24 protein-coding genes are annotated in these 24,261 nt (G+C 43.9%); 12 read left to right on the top strand and 12 right to left on the bottom strand.

Features of this window, described 5'->3' with window-relative positions; genetic code table 11:
* The first annotated feature begins 9 nt into the window (after positions 1-9).
* The 8 genes from D2V05_RS10540 (at position 10) to D2V05_RS10505 (ending at position 10,225) form a co-directional block, all read left to right on the top strand.
* Positions 10-3,153, top strand: a complete 3,144-nt coding sequence (locus D2V05_RS10540; RefSeq protein WP_119647542.1) for an efflux RND transporter permease subunit — start codon at positions 10-12, stop codon at positions 3,151-3,153.
* A gap of 18 nt (positions 3,154-3,171) precedes the next feature.
* Entirely contained in the window at positions 3,172-4,572 is a 1,401-nt protein-coding gene (locus tag D2V05_RS10535) for an efflux transporter outer membrane subunit (RefSeq protein ID WP_119647541.1), read from the top strand.
* Between the two features lie 8 nt (positions 4,573-4,580).
* Entirely contained in the window at positions 4,581-5,189 is a 609-nt protein-coding gene (locus tag D2V05_RS10530) for a TetR/AcrR family transcriptional regulator (RefSeq protein ID WP_119647540.1), read from the top strand.
* A gap of 153 nt (positions 5,190-5,342) precedes the next feature.
* Positions 5,343-6,536, top strand: a complete 1,194-nt coding sequence (locus tag D2V05_RS10525; protein ID WP_119647539.1) for a pyridoxal phosphate-dependent aminotransferase — start codon at positions 5,343-5,345, stop codon at positions 6,534-6,536.
* Positions 6,537-6,592: 56 nt separating this feature from the next.
* Positions 6,593-7,669, top strand: coding sequence for an AEC family transporter (locus D2V05_RS10520; RefSeq protein WP_147378270.1), 1,077 nt, complete (start codon positions 6,593-6,595; stop codon positions 7,667-7,669).
* A 50-nt stretch (positions 7,670-7,719) separates the two neighbouring features.
* Positions 7,720-9,015, top strand: a complete 1,296-nt coding sequence (locus D2V05_RS10515) for a Zn-dependent hydrolase (protein ID WP_119647537.1) — start codon at positions 7,720-7,722, stop codon at positions 9,013-9,015.
* Between the two features lie 31 nt (positions 9,016-9,046).
* On the top strand, positions 9,047-9,493 hold the full coding sequence (locus tag D2V05_RS10510) for a PepSY-like domain-containing protein (protein WP_119647536.1): 447 nt from the start codon (positions 9,047-9,049) through the stop codon (positions 9,491-9,493).
* 18 nt (positions 9,494-9,511) lie between these two features.
* On the top strand, positions 9,512-10,225 hold the full coding sequence (locus tag D2V05_RS10505; protein ID WP_220473548.1) for a hypothetical protein: 714 nt from the start codon (positions 9,512-9,514) through the stop codon (positions 10,223-10,225).
* 36 nt (positions 10,226-10,261) lie between these two features.
* Here D2V05_RS10505 and D2V05_RS10500 read toward each other — a convergent pair whose 3' ends face one another.
* From D2V05_RS10500 to D2V05_RS10490, 3 genes are all read right to left on the bottom strand, one after another.
* Complete coding sequence (locus D2V05_RS10500; protein ID WP_147378269.1) at positions 10,262-10,687, bottom strand: hypothetical protein; 426 nt, start codon at positions 10,685-10,687, stop codon at positions 10,262-10,264.
* Positions 10,688-10,751: 64 nt separating this feature from the next.
* Positions 10,752-11,441 carry a lysoplasmalogenase gene (locus tag D2V05_RS10495; protein WP_119647533.1) on the bottom strand — a complete coding sequence of 230 codons (690 nt, stop codon included), beginning with the start codon at positions 11,439-11,441 and terminating at the stop codon, positions 10,752-10,754.
* Complete coding sequence (locus D2V05_RS10490; RefSeq protein WP_119647532.1) at positions 11,435-11,908, bottom strand: CYTH domain-containing protein; 474 nt, start codon at positions 11,906-11,908, stop codon at positions 11,435-11,437. Before D2V05_RS10490 ends, D2V05_RS10495 begins: the two co-directional genes overlap by 7 nt.
* A 27-nt stretch (positions 11,909-11,935) precedes the next feature.
* On the opposite strand from D2V05_RS10490, the gene dinB reads away from it, so the two are divergent.
* A complete protein-coding gene (gene dinB, locus D2V05_RS10485; protein ID WP_119647979.1) occupies positions 11,936-13,036 on the top strand; it encodes a DNA polymerase IV in 1,101 nt (366 codons plus the stop codon).
* Between the two features lie 41 nt (positions 13,037-13,077).
* Here the strand turns inward: dinB and D2V05_RS10480 are convergent, their stop codons facing one another.
* Positions 13,078-15,858, bottom strand: coding sequence for a M16 family metallopeptidase (locus D2V05_RS10480; RefSeq protein ID WP_119647531.1), 2,781 nt, complete (start codon positions 15,856-15,858; stop codon positions 13,078-13,080).
* Positions 15,859-16,055: 197 nt separating this feature from the next.
* Here D2V05_RS10480 and D2V05_RS10475 point away from each other — a divergent pair, with 197 nt between their 5' ends.
* Complete coding sequence (locus tag D2V05_RS10475) at positions 16,056-16,634, top strand: TetR/AcrR family transcriptional regulator (RefSeq protein ID WP_119647530.1); 579 nt, start codon at positions 16,056-16,058, stop codon at positions 16,632-16,634.
* 55 nt (positions 16,635-16,689) lie between these two features.
* Here the strand turns inward: D2V05_RS10475 and D2V05_RS10470 are convergent, their stop codons facing one another.
* The 8 genes from D2V05_RS10470 to D2V05_RS10440 form a co-directional block, all read right to left on the bottom strand.
* Positions 16,690-17,238 carry a carboxymuconolactone decarboxylase family protein gene (locus tag D2V05_RS10470; RefSeq protein ID WP_119647529.1) on the bottom strand — a complete coding sequence of 183 codons (549 nt, stop codon included), beginning with the start codon at positions 17,236-17,238 and terminating at the stop codon, positions 16,690-16,692.
* 28 nt (positions 17,239-17,266) lie between these two features.
* Positions 17,267-17,422, bottom strand: coding sequence for a hypothetical protein (locus D2V05_RS19690; RefSeq protein WP_182859170.1), 156 nt, complete (start codon positions 17,420-17,422; stop codon positions 17,267-17,269).
* Between the two features lie 92 nt (positions 17,423-17,514).
* A complete protein-coding gene (locus tag D2V05_RS10465; RefSeq protein WP_119647978.1) occupies positions 17,515-18,363 on the bottom strand; it encodes a helix-turn-helix domain-containing protein in 849 nt (282 codons plus the stop codon).
* A gap of 148 nt (positions 18,364-18,511) precedes the next feature.
* Positions 18,512-19,954: a pyruvate kinase gene (pyk, locus tag D2V05_RS10460; protein ID WP_119647528.1), complete on the bottom strand. Its 1,443-nt coding sequence runs from the start codon at positions 19,952-19,954 to the stop codon at positions 18,512-18,514.
* A gap of 2 nt (positions 19,955-19,956) precedes the next feature.
* Positions 19,957-20,421 carry an IPExxxVDY family protein gene (locus D2V05_RS10455; protein ID WP_119640625.1) on the bottom strand — a complete coding sequence of 155 codons (465 nt, stop codon included), beginning with the start codon at positions 20,419-20,421 and terminating at the stop codon, positions 19,957-19,959.
* A gap of 110 nt (positions 20,422-20,531) precedes the next feature.
* Positions 20,532-21,269, bottom strand: a complete 738-nt coding sequence (gene rnc / locus D2V05_RS10450; RefSeq protein WP_119647527.1) for a ribonuclease III — start codon at positions 21,267-21,269, stop codon at positions 20,532-20,534.
* 9 nt (positions 21,270-21,278) lie between these two features.
* Entirely contained in the window at positions 21,279-22,529 is a 1,251-nt protein-coding gene (fabF, locus tag D2V05_RS10445; protein WP_119640627.1) for a beta-ketoacyl-ACP synthase II, read from the bottom strand.
* Between the two features lie 100 nt (positions 22,530-22,629).
* Positions 22,630-22,863 carry an acyl carrier protein gene (locus D2V05_RS10440; RefSeq protein WP_009778413.1) on the bottom strand — a complete coding sequence of 78 codons (234 nt, stop codon included), beginning with the start codon at positions 22,861-22,863 and terminating at the stop codon, positions 22,630-22,632.
* Positions 22,864-23,024: 161 nt separating this feature from the next.
* On the opposite strand from D2V05_RS10440, the gene purN reads away from it, so the two are divergent.
* Both purN and D2V05_RS10430 read left to right on the top strand, forming a co-directional pair.
* The gene (gene purN / locus D2V05_RS10435) at positions 23,025-23,588 is read left to right on the top strand and encodes a phosphoribosylglycinamide formyltransferase (protein WP_119647526.1); all 564 of its coding nucleotides are present in this window, start codon (positions 23,025-23,027) and stop codon (positions 23,586-23,588) included.
* Complete coding sequence (locus tag D2V05_RS10430; protein WP_119647525.1) at positions 23,588-24,223, top strand: ribonuclease H1 domain-containing protein; 636 nt, start codon at positions 23,588-23,590, stop codon at positions 24,221-24,223. Before purN ends, D2V05_RS10430 begins: the two co-directional genes overlap by 1 nt.
* The last annotated feature ends 38 nt before the right edge of the window (positions 24,224-24,261 follow it).

The raw sequence follows: 24,261 nt of genomic DNA, 5'->3' as shown, positions 1-24,261 counted from the left end.
AACTAATATATGTTCCAAAAGTTTATAGATCGTCCCGTACTGTCCACAGTAATATCCGTGATCATTTTGATCTTGGGTATTTTGGGACTCAGTATATTACCCGTAGAACAGTATCCTGAAATTGCTCCCCCGACCGTTCAGGTAAATGCCAATTATACGGGTGCCAATGCCGAGACCGTACTAAAAAGTGTGGTCATCCCTTTGGAAGAACAGATCAATGGTGTGGAGGGTATGACGTATATGACCTCTTCTGCCAGTAACGACGGTGCGGCCAACATCAGCGTGTTTTTTGAACTGGGTGTAGATCCCGACATTGCCGCGGTAAACGTTCAGAATAGGGTGGCCCGTGCCAATAGTTTGCTCCCCCAAGAAGTGATCAATACCGGGGTAACCACGCAAAAGGCACAGAACAGTGCTCTACTCTTCTTCTCCATCTTTTCCAAGAATGAGAACTATGACGCCACCTTTGTGGAAAACTACGCCAAGATCAATCTGGTTCCGAAACTTCAAAGGATCAAGGGGGTCGGTAACGTAAACGTGTTCGGGTCCAAGGATTACTCCATGCGAATTTGGATCTCTCCCGATAAAATGGCTGCCTATAACTTGGTGCCCGCCGATATCCAAGCTGCGTTGAGGGAGCAAAACCGAGAGGCCGCAACTGGGAAAATAGGGGAAAATGCCGATGGGATCTTCGAATATGTAATGAAGTACAAAGGCCGCCTTTCCGAAGTGAGCGAATATGAGAACATCATCCTAAAAACTACGGATGATGGCGGTTTCCTCCGCTTGAAGGATGTGGCCGATATAGAACTGGGGGCCTTTAGCTATGTAAGGAAAAACTCGGGAATGGGTTATCCTGGGGTTGCTGTTGGGGTGTATCAAACTTCTGGCTCCAACGCAAAGGAAATCATTGATGTGGTAGAGTCCATTTTGCAGGAGAGCAAAGCCGAATTCCCGAAAGGATTCGATTATGTGATTCCGTTCAACTCCAAGGATTTCTTGGATGCCTCCATTGACCACGTGGTACAGACCTTGATCGAGGCCTTTATTTTGGTATTCATTGTGGTGTTCCTCTTTTTGCAGGATTTCAGGTCGACTTTGATTCCGGCCATTGCGGTACCCGTCGCTATTGTGGGAACCTTCTTCTTCCTAGAGATTTTTGGGTACTCCATCAATATGCTTACTCTTTTTGCCATGATCTTGGCCATTGGTATTGTAGTGGATGATGCCATTGTGGTGGTAGAAGCCGTCCATGCCAAGTTGGAAGAAGGCGGCAAATCGGCCAAAAGCGCCACCAAAAAGGCCATGGGTGAAATTTCAGGGGCCATTATATCCATCACCTTGGTCATGTCAGCGGTATTTATTCCCGTGTCCTTTATCCAAGGATCATCCGGGGTATTCTACCAACAGTTCGGGATTACCTTGGCGGTCGCCATCTTGATTTCGGCTGTCAACGCCTTAACCTTGAGTCCGGCATTGGCGGCCCTGTTCCTAAAACCGCACGATTCTGAAAAGGGCCACAAATCCAACTTTACGACCCGCTTTTTTAAGGCCTTCAATGTCGGGTTTACGGCCATCACCAATAAATATACCAATGCCGTTGGGCGCATGGTAAAACGAAAATGGATTACTGCCGTGCTATTATTGGCGTTTACGGGACTTGCCATTTACCTTTTCAAAACTACCCCATCCGGATTTGTACCCGATGAGGACCGGGGCATCATCTTCGCCAATGTGAGCATGCCTCCCGGCACGACCATTGAAAAGACCGAGGAAACCATCATGAAACTGGATTCTATTTATGAGTCCATGGATGTAATCGATGCCCGGATGAGTGTGGCCGGATTTAGTTTGTTGAACCGGGTAAGTGCTGGATCTTATGCCTTTTCCATCATGAAATTGAAGGATTGGAGCGAACGAAAGGCAGACTCCTTATCCGTTAATGCTACCATGCAGAAACTGTACGCGACTTCGGCCGCTTTTAATGATGCGCAGATCATTTACTTTACCCCACCCAGTATACAAGGTTTTGGAACCAACTCTGGTTTCGAGGTCCAATTGCAAAGCAAGGGGGGAGAGGATTGGTTGGCCATCAACGACGTCAAAAATCAATTTTTAGGGGCCTTAAATGCACGGCCCGAAATCCAATACGCCATTTCCCAGTTTGACCCAGGGTTCCCCCAATACAACCTTGACATCGATATGGAAAAGGTGAAAATGGCCGGGTTTTCTGCAACCGATATCTTCAATGCCCTCCAAGGCTATTATGGAGGTATCTACGCCACCGATTTCAACCGGTTTGGAAAACAGTATCGTGTTATGATCCAAGCGAAGCCGGAAGATCGCGCCAATGAAAATTCCCTCAACCATATTTTTGTTAGAAACCAAAATGATGAGTCGGTTGCGGTAAGCCAGTTCGTGACCCTCGAAAAGATTTATGGGCCAGAGGTGGTGGAACGATTCAACTTGTTGAGTTCTGTAAAAATCACTGGGGTTCCGAATGCTGGATACAGTACCGGTGATGCCATCAATGCCATTGAGGAAGTCGCCGCACAAGTACTGCCTACCTCTTATACCTATGACTATTCCGGGCTTACCCGTGAAGAGAGTAACGCAGGCTCACAGACCATCCTCATCTTTATTTTGAGTTTGGTATTCGTTTATTTCTTGTTGAGTGCACAGTATGAAAGTTATATTTTGCCCTTATCCATTTTGCTATCCCTTCCCGTAGGAATTGCGGGTGCCATCCTTTTCATCAACTTGGGTGGCTTGCAGAACAACATCTATTTCCAGATTGCGATTATCATGCTCATCGGTCTGTTGGCAAAGAACGCTATCTTGATTGTGGAATTTGCCCTTCAGCGACGACGAGCGGGACTATCGTTATTCGATGCCGCCGCTGATGGGGCAAGGGCAAGGTTACGCCCTATTTTGATGACTTCCTTTGCCTTCATATTCGGCCTGTTGCCACTGGCGCTTTCATCAGGAATTGGGGCCATCGGAAACCAATCCATAGGACTCAGCGCCGTGGGAGGAATGCTTGTGGGAACCATATTGGGGGTATTTGTGGTACCGGTCCTTTTTGTAGTGTTCCAAGCATTGCAGGAGCGCATCTCCGGAAAACCTGAACCCACTGAAGAAACCATTTCTTAACAACAACGCCAAAGAATCATGAAAATACAATCCACATATAAATTCATCTTGTTGCTAACGGCTCCCCTGTTACTGCAATCCTGCTTTGTGGCCAAGAATTATTCGCGGCCAGAATTGGAAACGGAGAGCCTGTACAGAACGGACCAATTGCCTCAGGACAGCATTTCCATGGCCGATGTGTCTTGGAAAGACCTTTTCAACGATGAACAGCTGAAGTCCTATATTGCCCAGGGCTTGGAGAACAATCTCGATATCCGCATAGCCCTTCAAAATGTGGTGGCTGCGGAAGCTTATCTCAAACAAGGAAAAGCAGGGTATTACCCCACATTATCGGGAACAGCCAGTTTTACCCGTACCAAAAACTCAGGGAACAGCCAGTTTGGTAGTTTCTTTACGAGGCCTTTGGAACAATATGAGCTTTCTGGATCCCTGTCATGGGAAGCTGATGTTTGGGGAAAGATACGAAGCAACAAAAGGGCATATGGTGCCTCTTACCTGCAAAGTGTAGCGGCCCATCAAGCGGTAAAGACCAACTTGGTTTCCGGTATTGCCAGTACCTATTACCAATTAATGGCACTGGACAAGCAAAGGGAAATCGCCGAACAGACTCTCGAGGCCAGAAAGAGCAGTCTTGAGACCACACAGGCGCTAAAAGATGCTGGACAGGTAACCGAAGTGGCGGTCAAACAGACCGAGGCCCAAGTGCACACTACAGAAATCATCTTGATCAATTTGAAGAACAACATCAAGCTCTTGGAAAATGCCTTCTGTATTTTGTTGGGTGAACCCGCCCATGAGGTAATCAGGGGAAAATTGGATGACCAATCCATTGATACCGATCTAAAGACTGGGGTTCCCTATCTCTTGTTGGCCAATCGTCCCGATGTAATGCAGGCCGAATATGGGCTCATCAATGCCTTTGAGCTGACCAATGTAGCCAAGAGCAGTATGTATCCTTCCTTAAAACTGACCGCCAATGGTGGTTTTCAAAGTTTGGAGTTTGAAAATTGGTTGGATGCCAGTTCCTTGTTTTCCCAATTGATCGGTTCCTTGACCGAGCCTATCTTCAATGGAAGAAGGTTACGCACTCAAATGGAAGTGGCCAAGGCCCAACAGGAAAAGGCCCTTTTGTCCTACGAGAAAACGTTGTTAACGGCCGGAAGGGAAGTTTCCGACGCACTCTATACCTACAATGCGGAGTCTGATAAATTGACGGCCCGCTCCAAGGAACTCGAAGCTTACTCTACCGCCGAGGACTATTCCGAAGAACTGTTGAACAATGGTCTTGCCAATTATTTGGAAGTGCTCACCGCAAGACAAAATGCGCTGAACTCGGAACTCAGCTATGTGGATTCCCAATATGGGCAATTGAATGCCATTGTGGAACTCTACCGGGCACTTGGTGGCGGCTGGAAATAAACTGATCCATGCTAGAGAACAAAAGGGATATATTGGCCTATGCCATTCAGAACTTTACGAAGTTCGGCAGTAAACGGTTCTCCATGGACGAATTGGCCCATGATCTGGGTATTTCCAAAAAAACACTGTATAGGTATTTCGGTAGCAAGGAAGAATTAGTTTCAGAGAGTCTTGGCTTCCTTTTAAACAAATTAAGGGCCAATCTTAATGACTACATGGACCAAAATCCAAATGAGAACGAGCCACTGTCCACCATTATATACATTTACAAACTAGGGTTGATGACTTTGCAGAAAATCAACCCTTCTTTTTTATATGGACTTGCCAAATATTACCCCAATGCCTATAAGAAATATTCAAGCTTCAAAAAAGATATTGTTTGGGATTTAGTGTGCCCGCTCTTGAAAAAAGCCCAAAAATTGGAACAGGTCAGAAAAAATGTCAAAGTGGAGTTGGTATGTATGCTTTTTTTATCAAGAATGGAAGAGATGGTCTATTCCAGTCCCACCCTTTTTGAGGAATACAGCATCCAAGAATTGTTGGAACATATCATCATCAATAACCTACGAGGTGTTCTTACCGTGGAATACCTTGCCACCTCTCCATTGGAAAAATGACAACAATTTTGGTCAAAACAATGGGAATATGGAAATAAGAAAGGTCTTGTTTTACCATTATGTTATTTTAACGCGTTGATTTTTATGTTTTTAGCATTGTATTTAGCGAAATGATCGCCTAATTTTAAATTCTTGCTAAAAACTCAAAAATCAATGGGAACAACCAACATCAACCGAAGAGACTGGATCAGAAAAAGTATGCTCACCGCAGGTGGAGCAATGGCCCTTCCATATTTTGGAATAGCTGAAACCCCTAGGACTCCCCTACAACTGGATGTCAGAGGAAATGCAGTATATAGTCCATTTTTCAAGGAATTTTTGCCGGACACCCCTGTACCGCTGGCTCCACTTACCGCTAAGTTGAACGCTAACGAGAACCCTTATGGACCATCGCCCATGGCGTTGGAAGCCTTCAAGAATTCTGCTGCCGGAGGAAACCGGTACGCCTGGAAAGAGTTGTTCCAACTGGTGGACAAAATCGCCGATTTTGAAGGTGTGGAAAGTAAAAACATCATGATGGGTCCTGGATCATCCGACCTTTTGGAAAAAACCGCAATGGTCTTTTTCATGAACGGAGGCAATGTGGTTTCTGCCGACCCCGCTTATATGTCTTTAATTCAAGTCGCCAAATCTGTTGGTGCCACATGGAAACCAGTTCCATTAAAGGATGATTGGTCGCACGACCTTAAGGCCATGGAAGAAGCCATTGATGACGAGACCAAATTGGTATACATCTGTAATCCCAACAACCCGACCGGAACCATGACCGACCATCAGGAATTGGTGGATTTCTGCTCAAGGGTATCCGAAAAGGTTCCTGTGTTTGTGGATGAGGCCTATTTGTGGTTCCTGGACGAAGGAGCTAAAAAGAGTATGGTCTCCTTGGTGAATGAAGGCAAGGATGTCATCATTGCCAGGACCTTCTCCAAAATTCACGGTATGGCCGGCCTTAGGGTAGGTTACATTGTGGCTCAGGAAGCTACTTTGAACCGTTTGCAAAATATTACCCGAGGGGGCATGGGCATTTCCCTTCCCTCTGTATATGCTGCCATGGCAGCCATGGACGATGCTGCCTTCATTGAAAAATCAAGGACCTTGAACGCCGAGTGTAGGGAATATGTATATAAAAGCTTGGCCGCAAAAGGGTTCGATTATGTGCCTTCCCATACCAGTTTCCTCATTTTCCCCATTGAGATGGAAGGAAAGGAATTCTTGAACAAAATGACCGAATTAAAGGTGGGTGTTCGTGCCTTTCAGTTTATGGACAAAAACTGGTGTAGGGTAAGTATGGGAACCATGGACGAAATGAAAATGTTTACCGCTGCCATCGATAAAGTATTGGTATAGTGGATACTGGATTTCAAAAAACTATTGTATTCCTTTTTTTCATCTTCATTGGAATCTTGCTCAAGGCAAAGTTCAAAAACAAGGAAGAGATAACGGGAATCAAAAAAATAATTCTAAACCTTGCCCTGCCCGCAACCATTTTCATTGCGTTGTTGGGTATCAAGGTGGAATTACATCTTTTAATATTGCCCGTATTGGCCCTTGGGCTTAACCTGCTTTTGTTCTTGGCCGTGCCCCTTATTTTGCCCCTTGTGGGCGTCGGCAAAGGAACACCTGAGTTCCGTACCGCCAAATTGTTGATTCCCTCGCTGGCACCCGGATTATCATCCTTTCCCTTTATTCTTGAATTTTTAGGTGAGGATTATTTGGCCAAAGCGGCCATGTCCGACTTGGGGAACAAGGTTTTTGTGCTGTTTTTTCTGTACCTCGTTGCCATGAACTGGCATTATGGTCTACAGTTCGACCAGCCCAAAAATGGCGGAACCAAACTTAAACCCCTTATGAAGGCCATGGTCTCGGAACCCGTGAATATTTTTATCGCCGCTGCCCTAGTGCTTTTAGGTTTCGGTTTTACCATGCATTCCCTGCCCTTCTTTTTAAGTGAAACACTCGAAAAGTTGAGCATGATCATGACCCCGTTGGTGCTGCTCTTTATTGGATTGGCGGTGAAGATTAAGAGAAAGCAGTTCTTTCAGATATTTTCACTCCTATGTACCCGGGCAGGATTGGTGTTGTTAATCTCAGGAATTTTTGTTTCCGTGGCCGGAATTGAGGCTCAAAATGAAATCCTATTGATCTTGGCCTTCGGGTTGAGTGCCTGTAGCTTCTGGCCCTATGCCCATATTGCCGCAGTGGATGGTATGGAAATGGATTTGAAGGACAAGAAAAAAACGTTTAGCGGTGATTATGGGGTGGCTATTTTGGCGCTTTCATTCCCGTTGTCCACCATGCTCATTTTGGGTATATTGAACAGCGGCTCCTTTTTTGTGCACACCTATAACATCTTCTTGATTTCCATTTTGTTTTTGGTCGTGGGATTTGCCATTCCTTTGTTCGGTGGATTGAACAAAAAATGGTCCGGTTTGAAAAGCTTGGGGTTTAAAATAAAATCCCCGGCCACCGAGAACGCTTAATTACGGTAAGTTTCTTGTAAATTGTTACCTTTCAAGAAATCAAGGCTATCATGTTTTCACGTTCCATCTTCCTCATCTGCTTTTTTACCATTGGAGTCTTATCTGCACAAAAAAACAACCCAAAGGTCGATCAAGCCCGTTTGGAAAAACGCATCTCCGATTTGGCCAAATTCGGACTTCAAGAAAACGGCGAAACGGAACGCGTGGCTTTTAGCGATGCGGATATTGAAGCCCGGAACTGGGTAGTGAAAACCCTTAAGGGTTTTGGGATGACCGTAACCATAGATGCCGCGGGCAACATCATTGGAAAAAAACCGGGAAAGGACCCCTCTAAAAAACCCATAGCTTTTGGATCACACATTGATCGGGTACCCCATGGGGGCAATTATGATGGCTGTGTGGGTTCCATGGCCGCTTTGGAAGTCATCCAGACCTTGATAGAAAACAACATCAAGACCAAGCATCCTTTGGAAGTCATCATTTTCCCCAATGAAGAAGGTGGGGTTATGGGCAGTCGCGCCATGGCCGGAAATTTGACCAAAGCCGCTTTTCCTGTGGTCAATGCCACTGGGTATTCCATGGGTGAGGGCATCATGAGAATTGGTGGGGATACCACAAAAATTAAAGACGCTATCTGTGAACCTGGCAGCTTGGCCGCCTTTTTGGAACTCCATATTGAGCAGGGCGGAAAACTTGAAAAAGCGAATCTGGACATCGGCGTTGTGGAAGGCATTGTGGGTCTCAAATGGTGGGACGTGGTCTTTACGGGCTTTGCCAACCATGCCGGTACCACGCCCATGAACGCCAGACAAGATGCCCTGTTGGCAGCCGCCAAATTCATTGTGGCGGTGAACGAGATCACCAATAGTTTTGAGGGTACCCAAGTAGGTACGGTAGGCCGAATAAGGGCAGAACCGGGAGCGCCCAACGTGATTCCCGGGAAAGTGGTGGCCAGTTTGGAAATTCGGGATCTTTCCGCAGAAGTGATTGAAAAAGTCTATCAGGCCATCAAGAAAAAAACTGAAGAAATTGCCGAGGCCTCTCATGTATCTGTGGAGTTTTTGCCTTTGGATACCACATCGGAACCTGCATTGACCGACCCTTCCATCCAAAAAGAAATAGAAAACTCTGCCAAGGCTCTTGGGTTGACCTATCAATATATGCCTAGTGGGGCGGGGCATGATTCGCAGGATGTTTCCAGATTCGCACCTGTTGGGATGATCTTTGTGCCCAGTAAGGGGGGCATCAGTCATTCCCCGAAAGAATTCACTTCGGCTGAGGATATGGCCAACGGCGCCAATGTACTTTTGAACACCGTTTTGGCCCTCGATAAAAAACTGGATTAAAAATTAGACCAAGAAATAAAAATCATCAGAAATGAACACGAAAAAGTATTTCATCGGAACCGCTGCTATCATCATTATTGGAGTGGCCATCTATATGTATTACATCTATACCAATGCACCTGAAGGAGCCAGAAACGGATTTGCCCAAAAATTCCCTGATATAGCCAGTGCTGGTTGGATGAAAGAATCCACCAACGAATGGGAGGCCGAATTTGACATGAACGGGGAAGAATATGCCGCTATTTTTACGGAGGATGGTACCTGGGTAAGAACGGAACATGAAATCGAGGAAAAAGACCTACCGGAAAAAGTTTGGAACCTATTGAATGAAAAATTCAAGGACTACCGCATTGATGAAATTGAATATGTGGAAAATGCTGATAGCAGTACTGGCTATAACATTGAACTTGAAAAAGATGAAGAGTTGAGAATCTTTATCAGCAGCGAAGGGGAGTTGGTCTCTTTGAGGGAGGAGTGATTTTTTCAGATGAAGGCCATGGGTAAAAGTTTTTCATTCAATTCCAAAGAATATGATTTTTGGTCTCTATATAATTCCATCAAAAAATATTACCCCATAGGAATTAAGAAAAACCAGGATTTAGACATTTACCGTCAATACCCCGGTATTCTGGAATTGGAAAAAATTCTATTGGAAAGTATCGCTGATAAAAAGACGTATCAACGCAATTGGACTTCATATATTAAAAGAATTGGTTCTGAATTAGGGAAAGAAGTTACTGGTACAACTTTTGGCCTAGTACCAAGTTATAGCGCGTTTTTAATATTGGATTTCCAAAAAATAAGCAGCAATAGAGGTGTTTACAAAGAACTCCATTTTGCCGTCAGCCTTTTGGGCAAGTACTACCAAATTTATGGTCTAAACAAAACGGTATTGAGTTATGACGACCTATCCGTTCCGTACCAAATTCAAAACTTGAAAGAAATAGTAGTTTCTCCTATCGATGAATACAAAGCATATTTTGAAAGCGTTGAACTTAAAATAACTGAAGAATTCAAAGATTATCGAATGGTACCATTTGCCATAGGACAATTGGTTATAAACGGTCTCGAAATATTGCATTTGGACAAAGAAAATTGCTCTATAAACATGGCATTGTTCAATGATTTTTTAGGTCTTGGAGAACAAATGGATGAAGCAGATGTACGAGGAGATATAAACTATGGAATGGACGCTTGGAGAAAAAACTAATCATGCTACCACAAGACTGCATCATGAGGAAACGCTCTAAAAATGTTCCACTCCTTTTTTTATTAAGATATTTTGAACTTCCTCAAAAAACTTATCATTTCTGAAACGACTGATACCATTGTCATCTTCTAAAAGAATTATTTGTCCGTTATTACTGTAAAAATTTGAAATAGTAATATTTTTTCCATCGGTCTTTTGTAATTTAAGTTTAATATAACCTTTATTTGAAGCTATAATGCCGTCTGCCAATTGCTCAGAATTCTTGAAAAGATCAATCAAATTATTAATCTCAGTCAAGTCTGTTATTTCAGCATTGTCACCCATATCTGGGATTCCATTATAGCCTCTATTCGAAATGATAATTTTGTTGATTTTTGATAAATCAAAATCAGTCAAGGGTCTATCTCTCATACATGAGAATAATACAAAAATCAAAATCAAGAATAAAGATTTATTTTTCATTTTGCAGGCAACTAGGTCATATAATCAATAAATTCCCATATTGGGCTAAAATCGGTGTATTGAATCATTCTTGCCAAACTTCCTCTCCATCCACTTTCATGATGCTATACGTTGCATTCGCAATCATCGCGATACTCATCCAATAAGTGGCCAAAATCAAAGGACCAGAGAGGTAAAATGGGGTCTTGAATTTGGCAATCGCCAACAATGTGTCAGACAACATAAAGCACAATACGGCCATGGCCATTAAAGCATGGGCATTGCTCCTTTCCCGTAGGTACAAACCCACCCCTTGCCACGCCATAAACGTGATGATCAACACATAAATGGCAACAGGCAAAAGCAAATCGCCCAAACCGGGTTTTAACCAAAAGAACAATACTCCGGCAATGCCAAACAAAATCAAAAAGGAAATCCAGCTTTTGTAAAACCCCTTGTATTGGATAAAGGCCACAGCGAACAAAATATGGGCAATCAGGAATGCCACGAGACCAAATAAAAAGTAGGTTTCAAAAAGCAACAGAATATCTCCCAGCAAACAGAACACCAAGGCAATGGTGACCGTATTGCCCAATCGAACATTACGCTTTCTTGGGGCGAATAACAGCAATGCAATCACCAAGATCGTCGCCAACGGCTTGAGGAACATAAAAAGCGTCTTGTCCTCATACAGCCCAAAGTAAATGGCCAAGCATGCGAACACCCCTATTAAAATATTGATGACTCTCCTTTTTGTATCAGTTTGGGCTACCATGTCGTATAGGGATTTCTGCTCAATTGGGAGTTGTAGTATTTCTTCTGCCCGGTGACCTCCTCACCCAACCATTCGGGCTTTTCAAATTTTTCGTCTTCGTGGTTCAATTCCACTTCCGCTATAACCAATCCTTTGTTTTCACCCAGAAATTCATCCACTTCGAAAAAGTGGTTGCCATAGAGAACCTCATACCGATGCTTTTCCAAAATCCCCGTGTTACAGAGGTCGATCAAATTGGTGGCCTCGGCCGTTCCTATCTCAATTTCCCATTCAAACCGAGTGGTCCCGGAATCGTTAGGGCCTCCTTTTATGGTCAAAAAACCTTTGTCACCCATAATTCGTACCCGAACGGTCCGGTCGGGATCGGTGCTCAAGTATCCTTGTGCAATCCGGGTTTGAGAAGTGGCCTCGTGCCGATAAGCATCGGAGGTGACCAAGAATTTTCGCTCTATTTCCAAATGTTCCATCAAACTAAATATACCCTAAATTTGAGTATGGATTTCGATTTTCCCTTAAGAAAAATCATTCACGTGGACATGGATGCCTTTTACGCCTCCGTGGAGCAGCACGACAATCCCGAGCTTAAAGGGAAGCCGATCGCCGTGGGTGGGGGATCCAAACGCGGAGTAGTTTCCGCTGCCAGTTACGAGGCCCGGAAATTTGGGGTGCGCAGTGCCATGTCTGGCATGCAGGCCCAGCGGAATTGTCCGCAACTCATCTTTGTGAAACCCCGTTTTGATCGGTACAAGGAAATCTCCCTCCAAATCCGAAGCATATTTTATGAATACACGGATTTGGTGGAACCCCTTTCGTTGGATGAAGCCTATCTGGATGTAACAGAGAACAAAAAGGGAAACCCATCCGCTACCTTGATTGCCAAGGAAATCCGTCAGAAAATTTTGGACAAGACGGGATTGACGGCTTCTGCAGGTATTTCCATCAACAAGTTCATTGCCAAAGTGGCAAGTGATTACAACAAACCCAACGGACAAAAAACGGTAAACCCCGAAGAAGTCATCCAATTTTTGGAGGATCTGGACATCCGGAAATTTTATGGGGTGGGAAAAGTAACCGCGGACAAAATGTACCGGTTGGGAATCTTCACTGGCAAAGATCTAAAACAGAAATCCCTGGAATTCCTGGATGAACATTTTGGCAAGAGCGGTAAGTACTATTACAATGTGGTTCGAGGTATCCATTTGAGTGCTGTGAAACCGCACCGCATTCCAAAATCGGTTGGGGCCGAACGGACTTTTTTTGAAAACCTGAGCAGTGAAATCTTTATGCTGGAAAAATTGGATCACATTGCCGAAGAACTGGAACGGCGCTTGAAGAAATCCAAAATTGCGGGCAAGACCATCACCCTAAAAATCAAGTACAGCGATTTTACCTTGCAGACGCGAAGCAAAACGCTGCCGTACTATATTTCGAGCAAGGACCTCATCTTGGAAACCGCCAAGGAACTGCTGTACCAATCCCCCTTGGAAGAATCGGTGCGGTTGTTGGGCATTTCATTGGCGAACCTCAATACTGAAAAGGAAGACGAACCGCCCAAAAAGGAATCCGTATTGGTTCAATTGAAGTTCGATTTCTAATCCCCTAAAAAAGAAAAACCTCCCAGAGGGAGGTTGATCCATTAGTTTTTGATGTCCGATTTTATCGGCTCTACCGTAGGCTTTAGCATATTGCCATCGGCATCGATTTCTATGATGCTGTCAAAACCAAGTTCATCCAATTTTGAAATGATCTCGGCCCTATCGCCCACCATAAACCAGTTCATTTTTTCCGGTTTCACCACTTGGTTGCTCACTTTTCGGATGTCATCCACAGAAAGCGTCCTAACGTTCTGGTCGTATTTTTGATAGTAATCATCAGGTAAGTTATATCGAATCAAATTCCTCACCGAACTGTTCACGGAACTGTTGGTTTCCCATTGCCCTGGAAGTTTCAACACTTGGTTGGTCTTCACTTTTTCCAACTCCTCTTTGGTGGCTGGTCGGGTTGAGGTGAACTCGGAAATTTCCTTGCGTATCTCGGTAACGGATTCAGCGGTTTTATCGGTCTGAACTGGAGCGTACACAATGAATGGGCGCACTTCTTTGGAACCCATCACAAAACCGCCTGCGCCGTAGGACCAGTGTTTATCTTCCCTCAAATTCATGTTGATACGGGATGTGAAATCGCCCCCAAGGATATTGACCATTTGTTCCAAGGCCACCTCGGAAACATCACCATATTTTTCGGTCAAATGTCCGGCCAAGATGACGGATTGTTGGGATTCAGGTCTATTCATCAGATATAGCGTATTCTTGGTGCTGGTTTGTGGCTGGTTGAAGACAATTTTGGGCACATCGCCTTTCTTCCATTTGCCCAAAGTCTTTTCTAATTTAGATTTCAATTCACTCATTTCCACATCTCCAGTAATGATGATAGTTGAGTTGTTGGGCTTGAACCAAGTATCGTAGAAATCCACTACATCTTTACGGGTCAGTTTGGCCACCCCATCTTCATAACCTGTTCCGGTATAAGGGCTGCTATAGGGGTGATCATCCCCATATAGGTATTTGTTCATGGCACGCAAGGCCATGGTGATGGGTTGCGACTTTTCCTTTTTTATGTCATTGATCTGTTCGCTTTGCAAACGTTCAAATTCTTTTTCTGGGAAAACAGGGTTCAGCACCACATCCAAGAACAAATCCAAACTAGCATCCAGACTCGGTTTTAAGGTAGTCATGTAAACATTGGATTCATCTTGACTGGAGAACGTACTCAAGGAAGCACCCAACAATTGGAGCTGCGCATTGATCTCCAATGAACTTTTGTCCTTTGTGCCTTCGTCCATAAGGTTCATGGCCAATTTTGCCGTGCCGGGGGTGGACAAATAATCAGTTTTGTAACCTGCATCGGTCACCAAATTGATGACCACTGTGGGAACCCCTTTGCGTTGGGCCAAGACCACATTAAGTCCGTTGGACAATTGGGTACGCTGCAGATCAGGGAATTTGGAGCCTTTCTGTTCGGCAAGTGCTGGCAACTTGCTCCGGTCCACCGTTGATGGAACCACATCGTATTCTGGAAATGGATTACAAATCAGCACATGCTTGCCTTTGGTCAACCACTTGGCTGCCGTTTTCTTAAGGTCTTCGGCAGTGGCATTCTCAATATATTTCAATTGGGTTTTGTAATATGATGCATCCCCGTGATACGTTTCATTGGATGCCAGGATATCGGAAACACCACCGAAACCACCTATCCGTTCCAATCCTTTGATAAAGTTGGCAAAGTAATTGGCTTTCACCCTTTTCAATTCCTCTTCGGTCGGGCCTTCCTTGATAAACTTATCAATCTCATCCCATAGTTCTTGTTCCAATTTTTCGGCATCCTGCCCTGGCTTTACATTCAACCACGTGATGAACTCACTGGCAATTTCACTGGAAGACTGAAAGGAGACCGCGGCACTGGCCGATTGATCTTTATAAATGAACTTTTGGTACAACCTTGAATTCTTGCCACTGGTCAAAATGGCAGAGATCAAATCGAAATAAAGATCTTCCTTGGAACCAAATTGGGGGGTGTTCCAAGCAAAGAGGATTCTTGTCTCGGGAACCCTGTCCTCATATACCTGGCGCGAATCGTACACTTTATTTGGAATGTTCACCTCTTGTCTTTCCAAGGTGGGACCAGAAGGAATGTCTCCAAAATAAGCGGTCACTTTCTGAAGGATTTCATCTGCATTCACATCTCCCGCTACGGCCACCACGGCATTGGCAGGTCCATAATAGGTTTTGAACCAATTCTGTACATCTTCCAAAGAAGCCGCATTCAAATCTTCCATTTCCCCGATAACGGTCCAGGAATACGGATGCCCCTTTGGATACATGGCTTTGGTCAGGTAATCCCATTGCTTGCCATACGGCTGATTTTCCCCTTGTCTTTTCTCGTTTTGGACCACACCCCGCTGCTCATCCAATCTGGCTTGGTCAATGGCACCCAACAAATGTCCCATACGGTCCGATTCCAAGAACAATACTTGGTCCAAGGCAGAGACCGGAACATTTTGAAAATAGTTGGTACGATCGCTATTGGTGGTTCCGTTCAAATCGGTTCCCCCTATACTTTCCAAAGCTTGGAAATAATCCGTATTGTAGTTTTCACTTCCGTTGAACATCAAATGTTCGAACAAATGGGCAAAACCACTTTTGCCGGGCTTTTCATTTTTGGAACCCACATGGTACCATACATTCACCGCGGCAATAGGTGCCTTGTGATCTTCATACACCAACAAAGTAAGCCCGTTTTTTAGTGTGTATTTTTTATATGCGATGTCTATATCATCCGCGGAAAATTGAAACCCTTGTCCATAGTTCATGGAAAGGCAAAGAAGGCCTAAAATAAAGGCCGAGAGTAGTTTTTTCATTTGACTATTTTTAATTATTTGATTGATAAATTGCTCCTCACAATATAAGAAATTGTTTACAATTATCACTATATTAACCACTTATGGCAGGAAATAAAGATTGATGTTGTTTAGTTTTATTTGGCATACAAACCGCATTTTGTGTTTAGGCTTAGCTTTAGTTGTCCGACCCGCATTTTCTTATTTAATTTGTACATATGCAACGCCCTGAATTGCACCAACATATCATCACCACGGCTGGTAATCTTTTCTACTCCCAAGGGTACAACTCTACGGGGATCAATGAAATTATAGACAAAAGTGGCATTGCCAAGGCCACTTTATATGGGCATTTTAAATCCAAGGAGGACATTTGCGTCGCCTATTTGGAACAACGGCACCAAGCTTTTATGGACTCCCTGAAAAAGTATGTAGAGCGAAGCAAGGTTGGAAAAAATCAGTTGTTGGCCATTTTTGACCTTTTACAGGACATGTACCGCGAAGAAAATTTTCAAGGATGTTGGGCGCTTAAAACCTTGGGTGAACTTTCGCCCAACCAAAAGAAGATTTTAGGGGTCATTCAAAAACAGAAAAAAGAACTGCTCCTTTACATGGGTGAAGTTGTAGGTCGAAACATTTCCAACCTGTCCAAGGCACAAACGGAAAAAATGTCCGGAGGGCTTTACCTTCTCTACGAAAGTGCAATAACCGAAAGCCATTTGTTCAAAAACGATTGGCCCATCTACATGGCCAAAAGTATTGCCCCTACCTTTTTTGCCGAACTGGAATTGGAATAAAAAAACCCTTCCATGGCTATGAAAGGGTTTTGTCAATTTTAAAATTGTTGGATTCTTAGGCCTCAACAGCTTCCAAAGGCTGAACCTCAGGAAAATCAATAGGTGTGCCCACAGTGTTGTTGATATAGTTGGAGATGGTCTTATCGCCCACCAAAACAATGGTATCAATCAAATTTTCCTTTGTCCACCCCGCATTAAAGAAGTTTTCCAAAACACTGGCATCGGCTTTTCCTTGGTTTTCGGTAATGTTTTTGGCCAATTTTGCCAAGGCATCCAATTTGGTGTCAAAAGAAGCTTTACCGGCCCTCAACTCCAAAATCTGACTATCGGTATACCCGTTCATCTTACCAATGGCGGTATGTGCGGCCAAACAATAGTCACAATTGTTCACTTGGCTCACGGCCAAGTTCACTACTTCTTTTTCTTTGGCTTTCAAAGAGGTTTTAGCATTGGCAAAGGTCAAATAGTTGCCCAAAGCATTTTCGGAATAGGCAAAGGTGGCATACAGGTTGGGAACAAAGCCCAAGGCTTTTTCCAAGTTGTCAAAAATAGCCTGATTGGCGGCACTTACTTCTTCTCTTTTAGGTACATTGAATGTGCTCATGATTTAATTTATTTAATGTTATAATGGATTAATAATTCTGAATGAAGGGTTTCTCGGCATCACAGTAAAAATCGTGATGGAACTTTTGCTCACAATGCTCCACTGCGACCAACGGTTGTTGCTGCTTGGGCGAGCTCCTAAAAATTTCGATAAGGTTGAAAATGGGTTTATCGTTTGCTTTCATCTTTTACCTGTTTTTAAATTACAGAGCAAAGATGCGGCGATAAGAGTGGCAAGGGTTAGGAGGGATTTCCCGTTGACTTGTTCAACTTTCCCTTAGGCAACCAAAACAAGGCTTTCACGATATTCCGAGGGCGTCATTTGGGTCATTTTTTTAAAAAATCTGCTGAAATGGGCAGCATCGTTGAACCCAAGGTCAAAGGCGATTTCCTGATTCTGTTTGTCGGTATAATTCATGAGTCGTTTGGATTCCAAGGCAATCCGGTCCAAAATAATCTGTTGGGGGGATCTTTGGTTGTAGATAGAGAATAGGTTGGAAAGTGTTTTGGGGGATTTGAACAGCATTTCGGCATAATCGCTTACCCTTCTCCTGGTCTTGTAATGTAGGTCTACCAAATAATTGAACTTTCTGATGATGTCGATTTGGTCGTTATCGAGTGTTTTTACGATCAATTGTTCCTTTGCCAACCGGGTGCTCAGGATGATCATTCGCTTTAAGAGCATTTGGAGCATATCCCCTTGGATGTTGTCCGGGGTGGAAAACTCTTCCACGAACATGTCGTACAACAAATTGTACTTGTTCAATTGATCTTTGGAAATGGTAACGATGGGAAGGTCTTGGGTGCCAAAGAACAAAATACCATTACAAGACACTTCGCTATCATGGTCGAATATGCAATAAAACTCCCTGTTGAAAAGGATGGCGGCCAACGGCAGTTCTGATGCTTCAAGGGATACATGCTGCAAATTGGTTACGGTCATCAACTGATTGGGTAAGAGTTCCACCGTCATGCCATCAACTAACAGTGCAACGGGGTCGCAATTTCTATTCCATAAAAATTTGATGGTTTTGGAGATATCTGAAAATCGATACTCGTCTTTTTTGAAATCACTCGTTAAACCCAATATGGCGCCTAATCTGGAATCGTTGTACTCGTATTTCATGTTTTCTAGGTTGATTTCCTCGTTGGTATTACCCAACCCAAAATCAGTCTATTTCCCAGACGGAAACTTACAGTTTAAGCCCTATCAAAAAAGAAACCCCTTGTTACGGATTGCATCAAGGGGCCTCGATATCTATAAAAAGGTATTCCTAAAAATTACAGGTTTCAATTTCGGTCACACGAAGGGTGTTCACCATACCTTTTTCTTTGATAGGCATCGCAGCAAGACTCACCAACATATCCCCAACATTCAAAAATCCTTGTTTGCAAGCGATTTGGTTTACATCCTCTATGGTCTGGTCTGTAGACACAAACTTATCATAATAGAAAGCCTTTACCCCCCACAAAAGGTTTAATTGGGTCAATATCCTCCTGTTGGATGTAAACACCAAAATGTGGGCACTTGGTCTCCAAGCAGAAATTTGGAAAGCTGTATATCCACTATTGGTAAGGGTAGAAATGGCCTTGGCCTCAATATCGTTAGCCAACAAAGCAGCGTGATAACACACCGATTTGGTGATGTACCTTTTGGTTCTGATGCTTGGAGGTGTCTGGGGCACCTTGATCAAACTAGATCCTTCGACGTTCATACAGATACTCGCCATTTTTTCGATTACCTGAACAGGATAGTTCCCCACGGAAGTCTCACCGGAAAGCATCACGGCATCCGCACCATCCATCACGGAGTTGGCCACGTCGTTCACTTCGGCACGGGTCGGGGTCAAACTGGTGATCATCGTCTCCATCATTTGGGTGGCAATGATTACAGGTATCCTCGCTTTTTTGGCACGGAGTACCAATTTCTTTTGGATCAACGGCACCTCATGGGCAGGCACTTCAACTCCCAAATCTCCACGGGCCACCATCAACCCGTCACAATAGGTTACGATCTTGTCAATGTTTTCAACGGCCTCGGGCTTTTCAATCTTGGCCACGATCGGAATTTTATGATCGGAATGCTCTTTGATCAATTCCTGAAGGTCGATAAGATCTTGGCTATGGCGCACAAAGGAAAGTGCCATCCAATCCACTTTTTGGCCAATGGCAAAAATAGCGTCCTTGATGTCTTTTTTGGTCAGAGCTGGCAAGGATATGTCGGTATTGGGAAGATTGACCCCTTTTTTCGATTTTAGTGGACCTCCTTGGATTACCGTGGTCTTTACCTCGTCTTCCCCATTGGTAGATTTTACTTCAAAAATCAGTTTACCATCATCCAAAAGGATACGTTCCCCTGGCTTTACATCTTTGGGAAAGTTCTGATAATTCATATAAACACGCTGGGCATTGCCTTCAAAAGGTTCGCCGGTCACAAAGGTCACTTCATCCCCGGGTTCCACTATGGCTTCACCTCCCATGACCCCCACACGGAGTTTCGGCCCTTGTAAGTCTGCTAGGATTGCTGTGTTTACCTCCAACTCTTCATTTAGTTCCCTGATCATTTTGATGCGTTCGGCAACATCCTCGTAAGCGGCATGGGAAAAGTTTATCCTAAACACATCGACTCCTGCCTCAATCATTGCCTTTAAGGTTTCTTTCTTACTGGTGGCAGGCCCCAATGTTGCTACAATTTTGGTCTTCTTTCTAGTTGGCATTGTTAAAAGATTAAATTTCTTTTTGATTTTAAGGTCTCCGTGTCCAAGGGATATGCTGTAATGACCTTCGATATCTTGTTGATGGCTTTTATTTTCTGGACCAAGATGTCATCTTCCGCGGCGTCCACTTTTAAAAAATAGTCCACCTCTTTCCGCTCCTTGATCAAATGATCGGTCCTTGTTGAAACGTTGTTCGCGAACAACCCCTCCGAGGGAATGATTTCCTCTACCTCACATTTGTTCGAAATCAAGGTCCAATACATATGGTTGAGCTCGTCGTCCCAATCGAACACAGCGTAGGTTTGGTTCTGATCCAGATGAAGGTCGTTCTTCATTCTTTTCAAGTGCAACCCGCAATTGGAATTTATGGCATAAGTGATGGCATAATCCTCCAAATTACTGTGTATGGCGATGAGCTGAAAGCTATCATCGAAAAAGTCGGCCGATATCTTGTGCGTTGTCAACATGCCTTAACACGAGCTGTAAATATAGTCTTAATCCGATTCAATGCCTAGTTATTACAAGACAATACACTTATAAATCAAACGAAAACGATTGAATTTACTATTATTTAAAATTATGGATTTTCCATTTTGTTCTGCAAGGCAAAATACGCGCGCTTGGATGCCTTTTCCTCCGCTTTCTTTTTGGAAGTGGCTCTTGCCTTGGCCAGGATACGGTCGCCAATGGTCAATTTTACGGCAAAATGTTTGAGTTCATCGTTGCCGGTATCCTCATAAACATGGTAGTTAAAAGGCTTTTTCTGCTTTTGGCACCATTCGATCACCAAGCTTTTATAGCTGATCACTTTGCCTTCCAACTGTTCAATGTCCACATAAGGTTCTATGACCCTTTCATGGATAAATTTTTCGCAGTATTTGTAACCTCGGTCAAGATAGATGGCCCCAACCAGGGCTTCGAATACATTTCCGTGAATGTTTTCCCCAAAATGTGACTTGGGTATCCTACTTTCCACATATCGCAACAGGCCCAGGTCTTTTCCCAGTTCGTTCAAATGCTTTCGGCTGACCACTTTGGAGCGCATTTTGGTAAGATAGCCCTCATCTCCCTCGGGAACTTCGTTGTATAGGTGTCTGGAAATAATGGTCCCCAACATGGAGTCCCCTAAAAACTCCAATCGCTCATAGTTCATCGGGTTCCCGCTGGAATCCTTTTGGTTCATGGAGCGATGCAAAAAGGCCTTTTTGTAGATGTTGATGTCCTTGGGTTTAAAACCAAGTATCCTTTTCATTCCCAAAAAAAAATCCCCATCCGAGTTTGGATGGGAATTGAATATTTTGGAGGTGAGTTTCATGTTACAAAACTACCCTATTTTTTTAAATAACACGCAAGCATTATGCCCTCCGAAACCAAAAGTATTACTCATGGCAACCTTTACTTCCCTGTTTTGTGCCTTGTTCAAGGTCAGGTTCAACGATGGGTCGATTTCTTCATCCACTACACTATGATTAATAGTAGGTGGCACCAAGCTGTGTTCCATGGCCAATATGGAGGCAATGGCCTCAATGGCCCCTGCTGCTCCCAATAAATGCCCGGTCATGGATTTGGTAGAGTTGATGTTGATGTTGGGCGCGTGGTCTCCAAAAACTTTGGAAATCGCTTTCAACTCTGCCACATCCCCCAAAGGTGTTGATGTACCGTGCGTGTTGATGGCATCCACGTCCTCCGGTTTCAACCCTGCATTTTCCAAGCAGTTTTCCATCACTTTTACCACTCCAATTCCTTCCGGATGTGGTGCGGTCATGTGGTAGGCATCACTGGAAAGTCCACCACCAAGTACTTCGGCATAAATCTTAGCGCCTCTTGCTTTGGCATGTTCGTATTCTTCCAGAATAAGTGCCCCGGCACCCTCCCCCAATACAAAACCATCCCTTGTTGCATCAAAAGGTCTTGACGCCGTTTCGGGACTTTCATTTCTTGTGGACAAGGCATGCATTGCATTGAATCCGCCCATACCTGCAATGGTCACTGCTGCCTCGCTACCTCCGGTAACGATAACATCGCAATGGCCCAAACGGATATAGTTGAGTGCATCTATCATGGCATTGGCCGAAGATGCACATGCTGAAACCGTAGTATAGTTAGGTCCCATGAACCCATGTTTTATGGATATATTCCCTGGAGCTATATCGGCAATCATTTTAGGGATGAAGAACGGATTAAAACGTGGTGTGCCATCGCCTTGGGCGTAGCCAATCACCTCGTTCTGGAAAGTCTCCAATCCCCCGATTCCGGCACCCCATACAACGCCGACCCTAAATTTGTCCACATTGTTCAGGTCGATCCCGGAATCCGCAATGGCTTCATCGGAAGATACCAGTGCATATTGTGCGAACCTGTCAAGCTTACGGGCTTCTTTTCTATCAAAGAAGTCGTTGGGATCATATCCTTTTAACTCGCAGGCAAATTTTGTCTTGAACTTTTCGGTGTCAAAATACGTAATGGGCGCAGAACCGCTCTTGCCGGTCCGTAGTCCTTCCCAATAAGCTTCCAGATTGTTGCCAATTGGGGTCAATGCCCCCATTCCGGTAACCACAACTCGCTTTAACTGCATTGAACTATTTTTTTACCCTTTAGACCTAAATTATAAAAAAATTATCCATGCGATCACCACCACATGGATAATTTATAATCTTTAGTAATATATCATATAATTACTTCGCTTCTTCTATGTAGCTAATGGCTTGACCAACAGTAGCGATGTTTTCTGCTTGGTCGTCTGGTATTTGGATATCAAATTCTTTCTCAAACTCCATGATAAGTTCAACAGTGTCCAAGGAATCCGCCCCTAAATCGTTGGTAAAGCTGGCTTCAGCAACTACCTCATTCTCATCAACACCGAGTTTATCAACGATGATAGCCTTTACTCTTGATGCAATGTCTGACATAATTATTGTGGTTTTAAAAATTTTATCGTTGGCAAAAATATAAAACTTTGGATTAAATACATCATTTGTCGATAAAATGTGCTCCAAATTAAACTTCTTAAGGCTCAGTACCTTACTTTAGCCGCCTGAAGTTAGTCCAAAATCATATCAAATCCTAACAGATGAAGCAAATTGTCATCTTGGCCTCTGGCAGTGGCTCCAACGCAGAAAACATCATTACATATTTTCGGGAAAACCCTGAAATTGAGGTCGCAGCGGTACTTACCAATAAAAGGGAGGCAAAGGTTTTGGAACGATGTGATAGACTTGGGGTTCCCGCTTTTTATTTCAACCGGACTTCCTTCACAAAGTCTGATGCCGTGGTGCAATTATTAAAGGGGCTTTCCACTGATTTGGTGATATTGGCCGGTTTTCTTTGGAAAATCCCAGAAAATATGATTGCTGCCTTTCCGAACAAGATCATCAACATACACCCTGCGTTGCTTCCCAAATATGGTGGCAAGGGGATGTATGGTGAAAAGGTCCATCAAGCAGTAAAGGAAAACAGCGAAACCGAAACGGGCATCACCATTCATTATGTAAATGAACATTACGACGAGGGCGCCATCATCTTTCAAGCCAAAACCCAAGTCAATCCTTCTGATGATGCCGATAGCATAGCCGAAAAGGTACACCAATTGGAATATGAACATTTTCCCAAGGTCATTAAAAAACTTTTGAGCTGATGGCGAAAAAAGCAAAGTTTTATGTGGTCTGGAAGGGTAAACACCCCGGAATTTTCGAATCCTGGGCGGATTGCAAGGCCCAAATTGAAGGATACAAGGGTGCCGAATACAAGTCTTTTTCCACTTTTGCCGAAGCCAAAAAAGCCTATAATGGCAACTATGCCGATTATAAAGGAACCACAAAGGGCAAATCGGAACTTTCGCAGCAAGAACTCCTAAAAATTGGGGACCCCAATTATAATTCCATAGCCGTGGATGCGGCCTCCAGTGGCAATCCCGGCAAGATGGAATACCGCGGTGTGGATACCAAAACCAAAAAAGTTCTCTTCCACCAAGGGCCTTTTGAGCAAGGCACCAGTAACGTGGGCGAATTCTTGGCTTTGGTACACGGACTTGCTTTTTTAAAGCAGAAAAAAAGTGACCGCATCCTATATTCCGATTCCAGGATCGCCATCGGTTGGGTACGTAAGGGCAAATGTGGCACCAAGTTGGAGAAGACCCCAAAAAATGCCAAACTTTTTGAACTCATCGAACGTGCCGAGGACTGGTTGAAGAAAAACCGCTACACTACCCCCATCGTAAAATGGGAGACCAAGGCATGGGGAGAAATTCCTGCCGACTTCGGCAGAAAATAGTCGGCCAATCACCCTATTTTGTCAATTTTTTGCAAATG

Origin of the sequence: Flagellimonas pelagia, assembly GCF_003584135.1 — a bacterium.
In the GTDB taxonomy this organism is placed as follows: Bacteria; Bacteroidota; Bacteroidia; order Flavobacteriales; family Flavobacteriaceae; genus Flagellimonas; species Flagellimonas pelagia.
The sequence above is the reverse complement of the archived record's forward strand: the minus strand, read 5'-3'. Positions and strand labels throughout refer to the sequence as shown.